General features: G+C 43.0%; 14 protein-coding genes. 3 read left to right on the forward strand and 11 right to left on the reverse strand.

From position 1 onward, the window contains the following. The first annotated feature begins 196 nt into the window (after positions 1 to 196). The 3 genes from QUA78_RS05885 to QUA78_RS05895 all read left to right on the forward strand — a co-directional run bounded on the left by QUA78_RS05885 (position 197) and on the right by QUA78_RS05895 (position 3,591). Positions 197 to 1,873, forward strand: a complete 1,677-nt coding sequence (locus QUA78_RS05885) for an AarF/ABC1/UbiB kinase family protein (RefSeq protein ID WP_333398659.1) — start codon at positions 197 to 199, stop codon at positions 1,871 to 1,873. A 193-nt stretch (positions 1,874 to 2,066) separates the two neighbouring features. Next, entirely contained in the window at positions 2,067 to 2,441 is a 375-nt protein-coding gene (locus tag QUA78_RS05890) for a hypothetical protein (RefSeq protein ID WP_333398661.1), read from the forward strand. A gap of 199 nt (positions 2,442 to 2,640) precedes the next feature. Next, a complete protein-coding gene (locus tag QUA78_RS05895; RefSeq protein ID WP_333300388.1) occupies positions 2,641 to 3,591 on the forward strand; it encodes an NAD-dependent epimerase/dehydratase family protein in 951 nt (316 codons plus the stop codon). Positions 3,592 to 3,605: 14 nt separating this feature from the next. Here the strand turns inward: QUA78_RS05895 and QUA78_RS05900 are convergent, their stop codons facing one another. The 11 genes from QUA78_RS05900 to QUA78_RS05950 form a co-directional block, all read right to left on the reverse strand. Further along, the gene (locus QUA78_RS05900; protein ID WP_333300386.1) at positions 3,606 to 4,628 is read right to left on the reverse strand and encodes an Npun_R2821/Npun_R2822 family protein; all 1,023 of its coding nucleotides are present in this window, start codon (positions 4,626 to 4,628) and stop codon (positions 3,606 to 3,608) included. Positions 4,629 to 4,786: 158 nt separating this feature from the next. Further along, positions 4,787 to 5,665, reverse strand: a complete 879-nt coding sequence (locus QUA78_RS05905) for an Npun_R2821/Npun_R2822 family protein (RefSeq protein WP_333300385.1) — start codon at positions 5,663 to 5,665, stop codon at positions 4,787 to 4,789. After that, positions 5,662 to 6,636 (reverse strand): Npun_R2821/Npun_R2822 family protein, encoded by a 975-nt coding sequence (locus tag QUA78_RS05910; RefSeq protein ID WP_333300383.1) that lies wholly within the window; start codon positions 6,634 to 6,636, stop codon positions 5,662 to 5,664. The genes QUA78_RS05905 and QUA78_RS05910 overlap by 4 nt, the downstream gene beginning before the upstream one ends. 96 nt (positions 6,637 to 6,732) lie before the next feature. Continuing rightward, a complete protein-coding gene (locus tag QUA78_RS05915; protein ID WP_333300380.1) occupies positions 6,733 to 7,845 on the reverse strand; it encodes a formylglycine-generating enzyme family protein in 1,113 nt (370 codons plus the stop codon). A 126-nt stretch (positions 7,846 to 7,971) separates the two neighbouring features. After that, positions 7,972 to 9,006 (reverse strand): DUF2278 family protein, encoded by a 1,035-nt coding sequence (locus QUA78_RS05920; protein ID WP_333300379.1) that lies wholly within the window; start codon positions 9,004 to 9,006, stop codon positions 7,972 to 7,974. Positions 9,007 to 9,160: 154 nt separating this feature from the next. Next, positions 9,161 to 10,111, reverse strand: coding sequence for a glycosyltransferase family 10 domain-containing protein (locus QUA78_RS05925; protein ID WP_333300377.1), 951 nt, complete (start codon positions 10,109 to 10,111; stop codon positions 9,161 to 9,163). A 119-nt stretch (positions 10,112 to 10,230) separates the two neighbouring features. After that, positions 10,231 to 11,445 (reverse strand): glycosyltransferase family 4 protein, encoded by a 1,215-nt coding sequence (locus tag QUA78_RS05930; RefSeq protein WP_333300375.1) that lies wholly within the window; start codon positions 11,443 to 11,445, stop codon positions 10,231 to 10,233. 73 nt (positions 11,446 to 11,518) lie between these two features. Beyond that, entirely contained in the window at positions 11,519 to 13,522 is a 2,004-nt protein-coding gene (locus QUA78_RS05935) for an ABC transporter ATP-binding protein (protein WP_333300373.1), read from the reverse strand. Positions 13,523 to 13,614: 92 nt separating this feature from the next. After that, positions 13,615 to 14,766, reverse strand: a complete 1,152-nt coding sequence (locus QUA78_RS05940; RefSeq protein WP_333300371.1) for a glycosyltransferase family 4 protein — start codon at positions 14,764 to 14,766, stop codon at positions 13,615 to 13,617. 335 nt (positions 14,767 to 15,101) lie between these two features. After that, complete coding sequence (locus QUA78_RS05945; RefSeq protein ID WP_333300370.1) at positions 15,102 to 15,938, reverse strand: hypothetical protein; 837 nt, start codon at positions 15,936 to 15,938, stop codon at positions 15,102 to 15,104. Positions 15,939 to 15,955: 17 nt separating this feature from the next. Beyond that, the gene (locus QUA78_RS05950) at positions 15,956 to 16,879 is read right to left on the reverse strand and encodes an alpha-1,2-fucosyltransferase (protein ID WP_333300394.1); all 924 of its coding nucleotides are present in this window, start codon (positions 16,877 to 16,879) and stop codon (positions 15,956 to 15,958) included. Positions 16,880 to 16,942: the final 63 nt, after the last annotated feature.

Here is a 16,942-nt window from a genome sequence, read left to right on the forward strand (position 1 = left end):
CGATCGGTCAATGATGAAGAAGGAAGAAGGAAGAGGGAAGAAGCCCGATGGAAGTCGGAAGAAGGAAGAAGGAAAAATAAAGAATGTTTGAATTTTCGACTTCCCATCCCCGATGCCCGATGCCCGATGCCCGATGCCCGATGCCCAATTCTCAATTTAACCTGTAATTTTCAGAAGATAAGAGGAAAATAAACGAGTGCCTCAGTATCAATTCACTCAGGCTAGACGCTACGATCCACAAGCGATCGCTCAGTATTACCGCAACCGTCCTTGGAAAGCAATTTGGCGCGCAATTACCGTTATTTGGTCTTTTGCGGGCTTTGTGCTGGGGATGCTGTGGGACAGTTGGCAGCACGAAGTCGCAGCACACCAGCCGGAACGGGCCACCCACCTGCGACAAATACTCACTCGCTTGGGCCCCACTTTCATTAAAGTCGGCCAAGCTCTTTCTACCAGACCGGATTTGATCCGCAAAGACTTTCTCGAAGAACTGATTAAACTTCAGGATCAGTTGCCGCCGTTTGACTCCGTGCGAGCTTTCGAGATTATTGAAGCGGAACTCGATCGCAAAATTAGCGAAACCTATAGCGAAATCTCCCCCGAACCTGTGGCCGCGGCAAGTCTCGGTCAAGTCTACCGAGCTCGCCTCCTCACCGGGGAAGCAGTAGCAGTCAAGGTTCAGCGACCGAATTTGCTGCCAGTCTTGAGCCTCGATCTTTATTTAATGCGCTGGGGGGCTGGATTGTTGGGCCCGTTGCTGCCGCTGAATCTCGGTCACGACCTTTGTTTAATAGTCGATGAATTCGGTATCAAATTGTTCGAGGAAATTGATTATATCAATGAAGGCCGCAACGCCGAGAAATTTGCTACAAATTTTGCCGACGACCCGACAGTAAAAGTTCCGAGCATTTACTGGCGCTATACTTCAAACTGCGTTCTCACTCTCGAATGGATTGACGGCATCAAGCTGACAGATATAGAACGTGTTAAAGCCGCAGGTTTGGATACCGATAGTTTAATTGAAGTCGGAGTCCGCAGCGGTTTGCGGCAGTTGCTGGAACACGGATTTTTTCATGCTGACCCCCATCCGGGAAATCTGTTTGCCTTAGCGGACGGACGCATGGCTTACATTGATTTTGGGATGATGGATCAGATGGAAGAAACAACTAAAGAAACTTTGGTTGATTCTGTCGTTCATTTGATCAACAAAGATTACTTAGAGTTAGCCAAGGATTTTGTCAAACTTGGCTTTTTGACTCCAGATACAGATATTATGCCGATCGTCCCGGCGTTGGAATCTGTGCTCGGCGATATCGTCGGCGAAAAGGTGTCAGATTTTAACTTCAAGACGATTACAGACCAGTTTTCGGAGTTGATGTACGATTATCCTTTCCGAGTGCCGGCGAAATTTGCCTTAATTATTCGCTCTCTGGTGACAGAAGAAGGTTTGGCCCTGACGCTGAATCCCGATTTCAAGATAGTCGAGGTGGCGTATCCTTATGTAGCGCGGCGTTTGTTGAACGGAGAATCTCCGGCACTGCGGCGGCGTCTGATTGAGGTATTATTCAAAGATGGCAAATTCCAGTGGAACAGGTTGGAGGAGATGATCGCGATCGCTAGGTCCGATCGCAGTTTCGACTTGCTCCCCACCGCCCAACTAGGCTTGCAATTTTTGCTGTCAGATGAAGGGTCGTTTTTGAGACGCCAATTGATATTGGCTTTGATAGAGGACGATCGACTCCACACCGAAGAAGTTCGCCGCCTGTGGAACTTAGTCAAGGAAGACTTGCAACCAGGTCGCCTGTTCAACGTTGCTCTAGGCGCTTTGGCGGATTTTTCCACAGCAGGAGCAGCGGCGCTAACTCGATTTTAACTAGAAGGAAGTTCGGCAACGGATTCGCTCGACGGATGTAACGGATGTAACGGATCTCATCAAGAAGGAAGAGGGAAGAAGGAAGAAGGAAGAAAAATAATTCTACTCTTGCCAATTCCCTATTCCCCATTCCCATTCCCTATTCCCCATTCCCCATTCCCAATTTCCAATTACCCAAATTAAGGAATTATTCGTGTATTATTTTCCAGAACCTCCCTATTTTTTAATGTCGGCTGGATTACTAGCAGGTATGGCTTCCGGCGTAGCATTTGAAGCAACTCTCAAACAAGGCGTACAACTGTGGTCTAAAAATCGTTCTACTCGCACTTTGGCTAACCTGCAAGGGCTGCAATTGCTGATACCTTTTCTGGGAATGGCTGGCGGAATTTGTGTATTTTTAGCTTCGGGGATGGAGATTTTTGCCTTCCCAAAACTACTTTGTTATGCGCTAGCTTTGCCACTGACGGTACTGACGGCCTGGCTAGTTTGGACTCAGCTAGGCAAGCTTTTGATCGAGCTAGAACGGGGAGGTTCCCAAGCGCTGGATCTGGATTCTTTTGAAGGATAAGAGTTAAATATCAACCTCTTTTGTGAGAAGCAAGGGGGTTGATAGTTATCTAGTTATCTAGGGTTATCCTAATTAGAGGCTTTGGGAACCGCCGAGAACGCAGATGAAGAGAAAGAAGAGGATGACAACTTAGGCAGTAATTTGTGTAAAATTTTAAAGATTTAAAATCTAAAATCTAAAATCTAAAATCTAAAATCGAATGAGTATTTTAATTGTTACGGGTGCGGCGGGATTTATTGGGTCTAACTTAGTAGAAACTCTTTTAAATCGAGGAGAGACGGTGATCGGTGTTGATGAGTTCAACGATTATTACGATCCGGCCCTCAAGCGCAAGAATATTGCACGATTTGAAAAGTATCCGGGTTTTGAATTGGTGGAAGGGGATATTTTGTCTCTAAATTGGCGAGGTCTTTTATCCGATGCTAAGGTAATATTTCATCAGGCGGCGCAAGCAGGAGTTCGTGCTAGCTGGGGCGACGGTTTTCGCAGCTATACCGATCGCAATATTAACAGCACTCAAGTATTGTTAGAAGCGGCCAAAGATGCGCCAAGATTGCAAAAGTTTGTCTATGCTTCTTCTTCTTCTATTTACGGCAATGCTGAGTCATTCCCGACGAGTGAAAATGCTTGTCCCCAGCCGGTTTCTCCCTACGGAATTACGAAATTAGCCGGTGAACGTTTGTGCGGGCTTTATTACAAAAATTTTGGCCTTCCGACTACTTCGCTGCGCTATTTTACTGTTTACGGGCCGAGACAGCGCCCCGATATGGCTTTTCACAAGTTTTTTAAGTCGATTTTGTTTGACGAGGCGATTTCAATTTTCGGGGACGGATTGCAAACGCGGGATTTTACATTTATCAGCGATTGCGTTGCTGCGAATTTAGCGGCGGCTGAGGTTCCGGAAGCTGCGGGGGAAGTTTTTAATATTGGTGGCGGAAGTCGGGTAGTTTTAAAAGAAGTTATTGATACAATAGAGAGAATTGTCGATCGACCTATTCGGATCAATTTTTCCGAAGCTGCGAGGGGAGACGCGCGGCACACTAGCGCGGATGTGTCTAAAGCCAATAAAATCTTAGATTATCAGCCGCAGGTTGCTTTAGAAGAAGGTTTAAGGCGCGAATGGGAGTGGATTCAGTCTTTGTACAGTTAGAGTACAGTTAGATGCTATTTATCCCAGAAATTCCGCAGCTTAAATTGAAAATTGTTAACTTTTTGACTTCCCCAAGTTTTGAGATTTCTCTGCAAGCGAACCAACAAATTTGGAGGCGCGAGTTTTGGCTTTGTTTCCGGCGAATTCAAATATCGGTAGTGCAGAAACACCTCTCGGTAAGGAATCTCAACATCTTCGCCAGCACACAATCGAGTAAACTTTGTAGCCGAAATGCTCATGTAGTGCAAGTAAGTCAACCGTCGCCCTTTGTCATAGAGAACATAATCTATCACCTCAAATTGAGAAGACCAATGATTTCCCGTTACCAGTGCAGGTTGATGATAAGCAAAGTTATAAAAAGAGATACCGCTGCGGGCGACTAAATAGTTAAATAAAGGTTGGTCGGTTCCCCGCAAAGACAAAATTTCTGCTTCTCCTGAAATCAATTTATCTAAAAATTGATGTGAGTTATTTTGATTTAAAATACCTTTTTTTGAAGCAAACCAACCAGCACAAAAAACATGAGATTGCAGTTGGTTAATGTTCAAAATTTTTGGCAGTTTCGCGGAGGATAAGTCAAATACATAATTAAGATCTGATTTGTATTGAAAATCGTTTGCTACCCAATCAAACTCATCAAGTTTTTGATAGATGTTATCTAGAGAACCCATTAACAGAGTGTCGCAGTCAAAATAGACAAATTTGTCAAAAGGGCCGTCAAAACAGCAAAACTTTCGGTGCATTTCCAAACAGTGAACTGGCTGCCAACCTTTAGCTTGCCAAACTTTTTGAGCCTTGTGGTGAGATGTCCAAGCTTGTGTTGCAAAGTCTTCCCAGAAATGGATAGAATCGGTATTTTCAAACAGGGTGACATTGTGTAGGGTGGAAATGTGCGATCGTACTTTTTGCAGGTTATCATCGTAGGGAATAATGCAAACAGGAATATTTTTCGCCCCATTGACTTCGAGACTGTTTAATAAAGCCACGAATTGGTCGAAAACAACATCATTTGCCAGAATATAAATGCCATCAGCCATCAGATTTGAGATTTGAGATTTGAGATTTTAGATTGAATAATTCTACTCGTTACTAGGTGCGGCCTGTAAACCAGTTAATTTCTTATTCCGCGTGGACTTCGTTTGTGTGCTCGCGTTGCTAGCTGTTTCAATCGCCGCGTGAATACAAACAATATTATTTATCCATGCCAATATCGAAATATTTTTTGCACTAAATTTTGTTTTTCCTCTTCCTCATTGAGATAACGATAATGTTTCCAAAGTTTCCAATAAGGACTACCCGATTTAATTGGTATTCCAGCCCAGTGAATATATTTTAACCTTTTACCTTTGTCATAAAGAACATAATCTATTTCCTGAAAATGCTTGGAACCAGCCCAGCTTCCAGGTTCGGTTGCTGAATCTTTAACAAGATTGCAGCGCTTGGGAATCAGCTTAAGAATGATATAATTTAGTATAGGTTGGTCTGTGACATTTTGAGTAAAGTCAAAATATTCTCGATGCTGCGAACATTCTCGCAAAATCTCATACATTTGCGATTCTGAAATAGTTCCTTTTCTCGAAGCCCAAAAACCGCTGTTAAATAAATCTTGAAGCTGTGAGTCGGTAAAGATATTTTGTTCTTTTACAAGTGGTGAAAATACATTTCGCAGTTTTTCGCTGAGGTGGTGGTAGTCGCAGCAAAAAAAGTCTACTTCTGATAGTTTGTTGAGGTTGGCTGCGATGTCTTCAAAGACGATGATATCGGTATCGATGTACAGAAATTCATCAAGCGGGCCAAACCAGGCGGCGAGTTTTCGCATTTTGTTGGGGAGGGCTAAAAAGTTGCGATCGAACATTTGGCCAATTTCCCTGGTAAACTGTTCCACAAACTCCAGATTTGGGAACAATTGCACCCCGTGGAGACTGCTGAGTGCGACTGCGACTTGCTGATAATTCTCGTCGAAGGGAATCATAAAAATTGGTACTTGACAATTGTACAAACGTATGCTATTTAAAAGGGCGATCGCACTTTCGATCACCTTATCATTCGCAACAATATAAATACCGCGACTCATACATTTATCCTCAACCTTCTCAATACCCTTTTTAACAAATTCGGCGCAGAAACCTCAGTATAAGACTTTGGCGCTTGGGCAAAAATCGGACGCTTGGACGGTTCGCGGAGATAGCGGTAATGCAGAAACAAATCGCGATAGGGAAACTCAATATTTTCGCCCGCACAAACTCTCCGAATTAAATCGGGCTGCACGCCAATATAATGAATGTAAGTAAGTCGGTTTCCTTTGTCATACAAAATTTGATCGCGTTCTTCAAAATGTTTAGAAGTGACGCTGCACCCGGTTTTTTCGCTATCCGGGAGGCTATAAGCAAAATTATAGCTATTCATCCCCGTTTTCATCACCATATAATTGAGCAACGGCTGTTCTCCCGCACCTGCATAGAGAATTTCCGCCTCGCCCGATTGCAGTTGATCTAATAGCCATTCCCTAGTATCTTGATCAAACAATCCTTGCTTACTGGCGTAAAATCCAGAACAAAATATTTCCGAGTCGATCCGATTTTGCTCAAAAAATTCGAGGAGTTTTGGGGACTGAATATTGTATACTTTAGTTGGGTCGCGAAATTGAAAATCATAAACCACAAAATCCGATTCCTCTAACTTATGAAAAACCGCATCAAGGGAATTCATCACCAAAGTATCGGCATCCATGTAGATAAACTTGTCAAACGGGCCGTCGAAAGCGCAAAAGCGCCGGTGTGCGCCGTAAAGCCGGAATTTTTTGCGGTTCAAACGCTCTGGTGCGGCTGCTTGCATGAATTTGTCCCACCGCTGAATTGAGGCGCTATCTTCATAAATAAAGACGTTGGGACGGTTAACAATTTCAGCTTGGATTTGCTGTATTTGATCGTCGAAAGGATAAATACAGACAGGAGTATTTGAGCCTAAGATAACTTCAATACTGTTGAGCAAGGCAATTAGTTGATCGTAAACTGTATCGTTGGCTAGCGTGCAAATTCCATTCATATCTATAGTCTCGCGAAGGCGGACTTTGTTTGTGTCGTTGCGGTTTCAACCGCCGAATCATTTAGTAAAATGGTAGAGAAGGGCGATCGTGAGAGATTAAGACAAAAGAGAAACCGACGTTACCGCTACGCGAAAACCAACGTTAGCCCAGTTATAGTCCACCAAGCCCGCGTAGCGACTGGCACTACGGCATCGAGCCGAAACATTGTACCAAGAACCACCACACAGGTTTCGGGAATTATCTGCGCCCATTTCCGAATAACTTCCGTCAGTTGGTGCGCTATTGTAGCTATAGTGAGACTTATCGCTGCACAACTCCAAAACATTGCCGTGCATATCATACAATCCAAAGGCATTGGGAGGAAAAATCCCGACATCTGTTGTTTTTCGACGCCGAACTCCTCTCGGGCCGTTTTCGTAGGGCAACCCTCCGTCATAGTTGGCTAATTTCGGGGTAATAGTTTCCCCAAAATAAAATGGAGTTGTTGTACCAGCGCGACAGGCATATTCCCATTCTGCCTCACTCAGGAGACGATATTTTTTCCCGGTTGTTTGGGATAGTTTGTCACAGAATTCGATGGCATCTTGCCACGATACTTGTTCTACAGGAAGTTTTTCACCTTTAAATTTCGATGGGTTGTTTCCCATCATTGCTTGCCACTGTGCTTGGATGATGGGATATTTGCCTGCATAAAAAGCGGGTACTGTTACTTGATGCTGTGGATTTTCCGAATCGTCTCTACGTTCTCTTGTTGTTGGCGAACCCATCATAAAAGTGCCTTCGGGAATATAAACCATTTCCAGCACAACTTTGTTCCCTAAGTCTTCCGGGAAGAAGTGAGCAGAGGAACTATGACGACTGTTTTCTTTTCCTTCAGCATCAACTGTTATCACATCAAATTCAAAAATAGGCAAATAGTTCTGTAACTGCTGTTTTATCTTTGGTTCATCTCTATCCTTCAGCAGCGAATAGGCTGCAAACTTCACCGCCATTGATTCATCTTGCAGTGTCCCAATTATTAAATCTAAGCCAGCTTCTCCATATTTGAGCGCTTCAGACAGTGCAGCAATTTTTACCTCGACAATCGGTGAAGCCAAACGACTCTTAACGCCGGAAATCCCGCCTAAAACAGCCGCAGCTAATGGCACTTGAGATTCACCGCCCTTGACAGCATCGTATTCTCTGGGTTGACTTTGATTTGCTGTCATTGCGCTATTTCCTGAGTTCCAAAATTACGTATCAAAACCAAAGAAACCGGGTTTTTTACTGTTTCTTCGGGCTGCTAATGATTCTCGCAAAAAACCCGGTTTCTGACCCGTGCGTAAGTCGTATAATTAAAACACGATCGTCCAACCTTCGCGCTGTGCTTGTTGCTGAGTGTACGCCACGCCGTCAACTTTCAAACCTTGTTTATTCAGCAGCGTAATCAAGCCGCCTTTTTTGCTCAGTTGCACGTTTGGCGGCAAGGTAACGGCCAGAGAAGCACCAGCAGCAACCGTACCGGAGAGGGTATGCTTATTCTTTAACTTATCTGCGATCGACCATCCAGTCAAATCGATTACATCCGGTGAAGCATTCAGCAGCGTTACGGTTTCCTTTCCAGCATCTTCACCCACAGGACTTACTAACGCCGCCACAATTCTGACAATGTAGTCAGGTTCTGGAACTTTACCTGGCTCGACTTTGACAGGAGGTGTGCCGGGAATAGGTGCGGGTATAGTATGAATGGGCTGTCCCACATCGTCCTCACTGTGCCAAGTTTGCGATTGAAACTTCAGGAAAATCCCTATCCAGCGGTTCTCTGACGGGAAGTGTAACAGCATTCCGCCGTCTTGCCAAACGCCGTTATCCTTGGCAAACTTGCCGGCATTTCCCTGGTTCATGTGGATGTCGTGAATGCCGTTACCGGGCAAAAAACCGAAGATTTTGTCTTTGATGGTTTCCGGCCCCCATTTCTCGCCGAAAGCATAGATATGGGCTAATTCATCCGACATTGCCCGCTGGACGTATTTGTCAATTTTCTCGTTTAAGTCATTGTCCGCACCAGGTACCTCGAAGGGTATAGGTATCATTTTAGTGCGATCGAACAAATTACCGCGAATAAAATCAAGTGCCAAACCACCGGGCTTTCTCTCCAGTTCCTTGAAGCCCAAAGGCAAATCTGCCAAATCTGCCAACAGGGGATGAGAGAAATTTTCATCAACCAAATACTCTAATTCCGACGGTTCTACCTGCGATTTGACGTTGATGGCAATTCGGTAGTCTGTATCTTCCGAAACTAAGTGAACTTGGTAGTGAGCATTAGACGTAATCGCCAAACGCCGTCCCACAGGACGACCTTTTAAAACACCGTAATTCTTTAAAGCCATCAGCTTCTCCTCGGTACTTCAAAATATACAACATACTCTACAGGAGCGATCGTACTGGCCAGTCAAGCCGCCCCTTCATCCTGTCACCCCTCCCCCCAAGAACTTATCATGAAAATCGGGGTTCTTGCTTTTACGAATCATTAAAATTTATTTCCTAAGATACAAACTTAGACAGCCAATTGAGCAAGTTTAATTCATGGAGAATGATTTGTCTGGCTTCGGCAATTTTCTCCCTCGCTTCATGCCAATAATCCGCATTAGCCACAACCTCTTGAATAAATTCTACTCCTTTCTCATCCAAACTCGGCAGCCGCAGAAAACTCCCCGCCGGCAGCAATTTATCCGCCGCAGAACCGCCGTAATAAATTGGCAAACACCAAGCTAATAAAGCATCCCAAAGCTTCTCGCTGACATACAAATCGTTTTCTGCATAATTTTCAATAGCTAAGTTGTAATAGTATGGTGCGACAGCGTGCCATTTATTGTTTACAGTGCCGTTTCCCTGTGCCCAAGTTGGCAAGTTTCGCCCGTAAAGGTCAAAATCCAATTCTTGCGATCGCAGCAATTTGATAAAGTCTAATCGGTGGCGGTGATTGGCGGTGCGGCTAACACCTGAAGTAATCCAAGAACAGGATTTATTTTTCGGTGGCGCAGGCATTTCATCGAGTTCTCGAAACGAGTTAGAGTGATACCAAATCGCGGGCATATAATCTGGTTTTGGTGCTAAATCGTCGGGCCCAGAAACGTAACCGCAATAAAGTTTAGCTTGTTCGTAGTTGGCTTTGGTAATCTCAATTACTTCTGGTAAGGGTGGCTCGCGGATCAGGTAAATTATGCGTTCCTTGGGGACACCGCGCAATTTTTCTCGAATGTCATTTTCTGGATTTTGGGGGCTTGGACGGCGGATTTTGTCGAGCCATGACTGCTTTTTGGGCGGTTGGAGAAAGTCGAATTGATACATGAGTAAAAAGTCTGGTTCTGGGTGGTTGGCGAGCATTTGAATGTTTCCCCATTTGCCGAAGTTGTGGGGGGTTTGTTGCCACAGCCAGTCGCTTTGGTTCATGCCTGGATAGGTGGTGATTGTGCTGATGATTTTTGGGTTCATATCTAATAATAAATCTAGCAGTATGTAGGGTGCGTCAGCTTGGGTGATTTTCGCAATAATTGATAATTGAAAAGCTGACGCACCGCACAGTTAACGGTGCGTCAGTTTTGATAATTTTATCAATTGTCTGTCGCCTGCGGACTGACGCACCCTACCAATGACTCATCTACATAACTCAAAATTCTCTCTATCCTATTTTCCCATGAAAATTGCTTGACAAGATTCAATGTTTCTGCATAACCTTCGATTTTCCTCGGATATTTGGTTAAACAATCTCGAATGCTTTGCGCAAAGTGGTGCGGGTTATCCGGTTCGCACCAAGTTGCTGCTATATTTCCCGATTTAAATTCCATTAAAGATGCAATTACCGTCGCTACAATCGGAGTTCCCGATGCCATATAATCAAAGAACTTCAAAGGAGAAGTGAACGTCGCGGCTTCTGTCAAACAGTGAGGGTGAGTCAAAACATCGGCTGCTTGCAGCAAGCTAGCCAGTTGATTTTGAGGCAGGTAGCCGAGAAATTTAATGTTGTTAACTTGCTTGTCTTTGGCTAATTGCTGGTAGGCTGTTACTTGGGATGAATCACCGCCTGCGATCGCAAATTGAACCAGCGGCAATTCCTTAGCCACATCCACCAACATATCAACACCTTTAAACGGGTAAAGTCCCCCTGCATAAACTGCTAAATGCTGTTTGTCATTTTGTAATAACTGCTGTCGCCAATTCTGGGCAGCTTCGGTTTGTCTCGCGAGAAAAAAATGGTTAAAACCGTTGTGCAGCGTAATTACTTTTTCCGGTGGCATCCCATTCTTAATCATGCTGTTTCGGACAGTATATGCAACAGTTACAGCAATTTGAAATAGAGGATTGCGAACAATTTCTGGTTGAAAATTTTTGTCTTCGTGGTGGTGCTGTTCGTAGATAGCGGGAATACCATTTTTAATGGCAGCTTTGACAAAGTTCCAGTCGCGGGTGTGGACAATTTGAGTCGATTTAAGCAGGTGAATTGGTAAATAGTATTTTGAGACGATCGTACTCGCACTCGTCCACTTGCTGTCCCAAATGTCGATCGGCCAAGGCATGGGCAAATCTGCTACTTTTAATTTTTCCTGAATATTGTAAACTTTGGCAAGTTGGTCATTCGGTTTCCTCGGTTGAAAAGGACGAAGTAAATCAACGGGATTCCAAGCATTCCATCCTTTGCGGAGGTATACCAAAACTGCTGGATAACCGAGATTTGCTGCGGCATTGGCAGAGTGGGCAACTTGAACTAAGCTCGCTACATTGGGTTGCGGCAAGACATTTCTGGTAAAAAATATATAATATTTAGACATGGTAATTGGGAATTGGTAATTGGTAATTGGGAATTGGTAATTGTGAAAATAACAACTGCCAACTGCCAACTGACTACTTTTTAATAGCTTGACGCTTAATAGTATTTTCTATAAATTCTAAAGTCGTGAAAATATTAGCAGCCGAGTGAAAGGATTCTCTGATTAACTCGTCTCTTTCTTCGGGAGAGTCTACCATTTCATCTACTAGCAATTTGAGGTAAGCTATCATGGGAGTCAGGCGAGTGCGAATTTCGTAAGAACCTCTAATTAGAGCTTCATCGCGAGCGGTTTCTTCGGCAAATTGCACTGAATACAAACGAGTGTAGTAACCTCCTTTTGCTAGCAATTCTTCGTGGGAGCCCATTTCTACTACTTGTCCGCGATCGATCACGGCGATTTTGTGGGCTTTTTGGACTGTGGAGAGGCGGTGGGCGATGACTAAGGTTGTGCGATCGCAGCTCAATTTCTCGATCGCCGCTTGCACGTACCTTTCCGAAACCGTATCCAGCGAACTCGTTGCCTCATCTAAAATTAAGATTTCCGGGTTTTGCAGCAAAGCTCTAGCAATTGAAATTCTCTGACGCTGCCCTCCCGATAATATCACCCCCCGATCGCCAATTTGAGTATCCAACCCCTCCGGCAACAGTTGGATAAACTCGTAAGCATTCGCTCCCTTCGCCGCTTCCACAATTTCTTCCTCAGTCGCTTGGGGCCTAGCGTAAGCAATATTTTCGCGCACAGAAGCATTAAACAAAAACGTATCTTGGCTAACAATACCCATCGCTTGTCTGAGACTTTTGAGCTCAAAGTCACGCAAATCCCTGCCATCGATCGAGATATGACCTTCAGTAGGATCGTAAAATCTCGGCAGTAAATCTGCCAAAGTTGACTTGCCAGAACCCGACGCTCCTACCAAAGCCAACGTAGTGCCGTGAGGTAGAAATAAATCTACTCCTTTAAGAACTAAACTTTTGTGATTCGGATAACTAAAAGATATTTTATTAAAATGAATTCCCGATCGCAAATGAGTGTACGGCACAGAACCGTTCAGCATAAATGGCTTGTCGTCGCACCTCAAAAAATCATTAACCACCTCTACACTAGCCGATGTATTAGCAAATTGACTGCGCCCGCTATTCAACTGAGAAATTAAAGGAATTAACCTAAACATTACCAATAAATAGGTTAATAAAATTGTAGAAATAGACTCTATCTCATTCGCAAATATTGTGCGACCTATAAATACAATCAAAATTATAACTATTAAATTAACAACTTCGTTAATTGGGGCGATCGCCGCATAATTTACCTGAGCCTGAAAATCCGCTTGTTCTCGCCTTTGAATTAAATGCTTGATCCGCTGATACTCCCTTTCCTCGTTCCCTGTTGACTTGACCAGCCGAATCCCAGTAATGGTTTCCAGCACCCTAACTGAATAATCTTTCGACATTTCAGAAAGCAGGTAGCCAAAATGCTTGGAACGGTTAATAATATATTGATTTGTCCAAGCAACTAACGACAGCAAAACTGTAGCTGTCACCGTCAGTTTCCACGAGATAGAAAGCAGCAGACCCACAAACACCAAAACAGTGATTGAGGTAGTAAACATTCCTATCGCCGTGCCAACTGCACTAGCAGTCCGACCAATCTCTCCGCCCAATCTATTAATTAAATCCCCGACTTTAGTTTTAGAGTAAAAATCTAAATCTACTTCTAACAACAACCGCAAACCTGCTTCTCGCAAATCAAAAGTCAGAGAGCGCGTCAGAGAAGTAGCTACTAAAGTATTGATATAACTCGCAATATTTTTCAAAAAAATTGCCAAAACAATCGCCCCGGTCATCACCATTAAACGCTGATTTCCGGGCATTCCCTCAAAGGGATACATCAAAGTTTTAATTACAGGTGGAGCGCCGCGCAGCTCGATAGCTTCCTCTAAAAAACTTAAAAGCACTGGTACAATCAGAGTAGTGCTGATACCGTTGAATAAAGCGCCAGAAAAGCCCAGCATCACGGTTAAGAGAATCCTGCCGGGATATCGTCTGGCAAATTTTAGGAGTAGCTTATTGGCAGACATGAAGCATTCCCAGCTAAACAGTACGGCATCTCAAAATATTCTTTAATAACAGCCAGTTTTTCTTCCTCCATTGAGTAGTGTTAAAATAACCTTTACATACCTGCAATTATATCTGAAAGTATCGGTTTCATTGCTTGAATACTATATTCTTTTACACATCTTTCCCGAGCTTTCATTCCTTGTAAATTAGCCTCTGTATAATTTTGAAATATCCATTTAATTTTTTGTGAAATTTGAGCGGGAGAACTCGGATCGACTAAATAACCCGTTCCCCCTAAAATTGCTGGAATATCCCCCACTCGCGTAGACAAAACAGGCTTAGCCATTGCCATGCCATCTGTCAGCTTGAGCGGAAACTGAGCCACGGCTGTGAGAGTTTCTCGCTGAGGAACAACGACAACATGAGCCCCCGCTACAACGGACGGCATCGTCTCGACTGGAAACCGTGGCAGTTTAACAATCCAACGCCCCCATTGTTTCACAAGTTTATCATCATAATCATCATAAGGACTTCCGCCGACGATAACTAATTTTAAATCGGGCTCATTTAACTGTTCGAGAGCCATCAAAACATCCTCAACACCTTTGTGAGGTCGTGGTGCTCCGGGAAACATCAGAATTCTATACCCGGACAAGCCGTAACGCTGTCTGCTCAATTCAGGATTGTATTTAGCAGGGTCGAACATTGCAGTATCCTTGCCATTAGGCAAATATACACCACCAAAACGCTGTTTTAAAAACTCAGTATCAACAGTGACTGCATCAGCACGGTGGATGAGACTTTCCATCCACTTGAGATAGAGGGGATGATCTGGTTCTCTCAATTGACCGTTGTGTTTGAAAATATCTCGATAAAGTTGTTTGAAAGAGGGACGGTATTGCCATTCATCTCCACCGTACCAGCTCAGTTCCCAGTCGTCTATATCTAAAATTATAGAGTGGCGAGTCGCCAGTTTTTTTAGCAGCGATAAACCAAAGCTTGTAGGTTTAGGTTTGACTGCATAAATAATATCCCCATCTATTTTTTTCAAAAGTTTTTGAGCATCCCTCAAAAACCCCGGATAATTTTTACCCGGTATCGCACAAACTGGGATGTCTCTGGGAGGAATAGCATACAATTCGTTGCCAAACTGAAATCCAACAACTTCTACATCACATTTAAGCTCGCTAAGGACTTGAGCTAAGAGAAAAGCACGAATTGCACCTCCTCCTGACAAATCGCTTACTACTAATGAAACTTTCACTGAGTATTTTGTTTAAAACATTTGTTTGATTTTCCTGCTTAACCGAACTTTTGTCAAGGCAATCGGGACTTGCGCGCCCGAGACCAAAGAAACCAGGTTTTTAACCAGGGAAAAGGGCAGCAACGAAGTATTTAGACCAAAGAAACCAGGTTTTTAATCAGGGAAAAGGGAAGCAACGAAGTATTTTGGTAAACAAAACCCAGTGATGCATCTAGGACTTTTATTCAAGCCAGCAATACTTATTCTAGGTAAATTTTCGGATATGTTGAGGCTAATTTTTTTGAATTGTTGGCTGAATTTTGTTACTTTTGATGTAGTTTGCCAACAAACTTTAATTATTTTAAACGCCAGGGATTGTTAAGTTGATTTGGTAAAAATATTTTAGCCATGCGATCGACTATTCTAGTAAAGAGCGATCGCGTCACGTTCTTCGCGTACTGAGGGCGGTAAGGATAAGTGCAGTGCATTACTTTAATCGGTTTGTCGATCGCATAAATTTCCTTCCACTTATCCAAGTAGTTGTAAACAGGGGACAAAGTTGTCATTTTCGGTTTCACAGATTCAACAGCAGCCGCAAAAGCACCCTGGTCTTTTAATAGTAGCACATTTTGATGCGCAACTACTATCTCGAAATATTTCTTAAAGTTTGTGAACAATTCCTGAGTTTTACTGCTTTTCGTAAAAGCGATAAATCCGCCATTGTATTGAATGCTATTTTCATTTAGCGGCAACCCGACAGACTGCAAAGTTGACAGAATATCCTGCTTGACTCTTAATAAATTTGCCGCTTTAGCAATCGCAGGCTGCACATCTTTCGTCACCAGTAAGTCTACTTCATCAAGAAAATCAAAAACCTCATCTATTGGCGACAACAAACAAATATCACAATCCATATAAATAGTTTTCTCAAACAGAGATTCCCCGTACAAAACCAGCTTAGCTTGCCGCGACGCCAAAACAGGATTTTCGTAAGACGGTGCAGGTTTCAATATAACATTTCCAAACACCTGAAGTAAAGGATATAAAATTAGAGGGACTCTATCTATTAAAACCATAATGGGTTCGCGGTGAAACTTCCTGACAGACGCCAGAAAATGAACACAATCCTGGAAAGAGTAAAGACCGGTTAAAATAGTGATAAATCCCTTGACTGCTAATTTATTTGAATTCATTGATTTACTTATTTACCTCAGTGTGTCCACTCCCAAAAGCTCTCATTCCACTCATCTCGATTCTGAAAAACTCCTTGCCATTCATAAAAATGTACAAAATCTTTTAGATTAATTGTTTTATTGACCTTGCGGATCATATAAAGAGGTTTATCTCCATAAAAAGAAGCCCACATAGTATAACTGCTAGGCGGCCCGACAACATAGTGGCACTCAGCCAGAGCATACATATCTTCAATTAAATGAGCACTGCCAAATTCACAGTTAAAATTATCAAATAAACTCGGATTTTGCGAAGTATTAGAACAAATCAAAAACTTGACTGTTTTTCCTTCAAATAGCCTTACCACAGAATTCATGACTTCTAAATATTGCTCAGTTGTGTAAAAGTATCTCCCCTTTTGATGCTGAGCATAATCCCCTTGACGGATGTGAATTCCGACGATCGTATCAGAATTATTTTTGACATTCAATATCAAACGCTCTACATTGATTCTATATCGCTCTAATGGTGCAAAATATGCTCTAATCTGGTCGGCGTACTTGTGTAACTTGGGGACATCTTCTACAAACCAGCCATCTCGAAATAGCCAGCCTTGAAAAGCAACAATTGAACGGTGCTTGATTTCTTCTATTTCCTGATATTTGAGCCAACTAAAAGGTTCTTTTCGGGTTATTTCTTGCGTTTTTAAAATTTTTTTATTGATTAAATACTTAATAATATTATAATATTTACTTCTGAAAAACTTGTTACCTGCTGCGGTAAAAAATGGAGGAGGATAACAACACAAAAAATCCCTAGCGGTTCCCACAAAGAATTCTGCATATTCGTCAAAAGCAGGATTGAGAACAGTCAAATTATGCTCGATCGCCCAAGCAATGAAATTAGCAAAAAGCAGCAGTCGGTTGCCGAGTTGTCCCGATTTAGCAGATATTATTAGCATACTCACTGTTTTTTGTTAATATCAGGTGCTTAGGGCGCACGCTACACAATGGTAAGGTGCGCC

This window comes from Microcoleus sp. K4-B3, from assembly GCF_036704615.1.
Taxonomy (GTDB): Bacteria; Cyanobacteriota; Cyanobacteriia; order Cyanobacteriales; family Microcoleaceae; genus Microcoleus.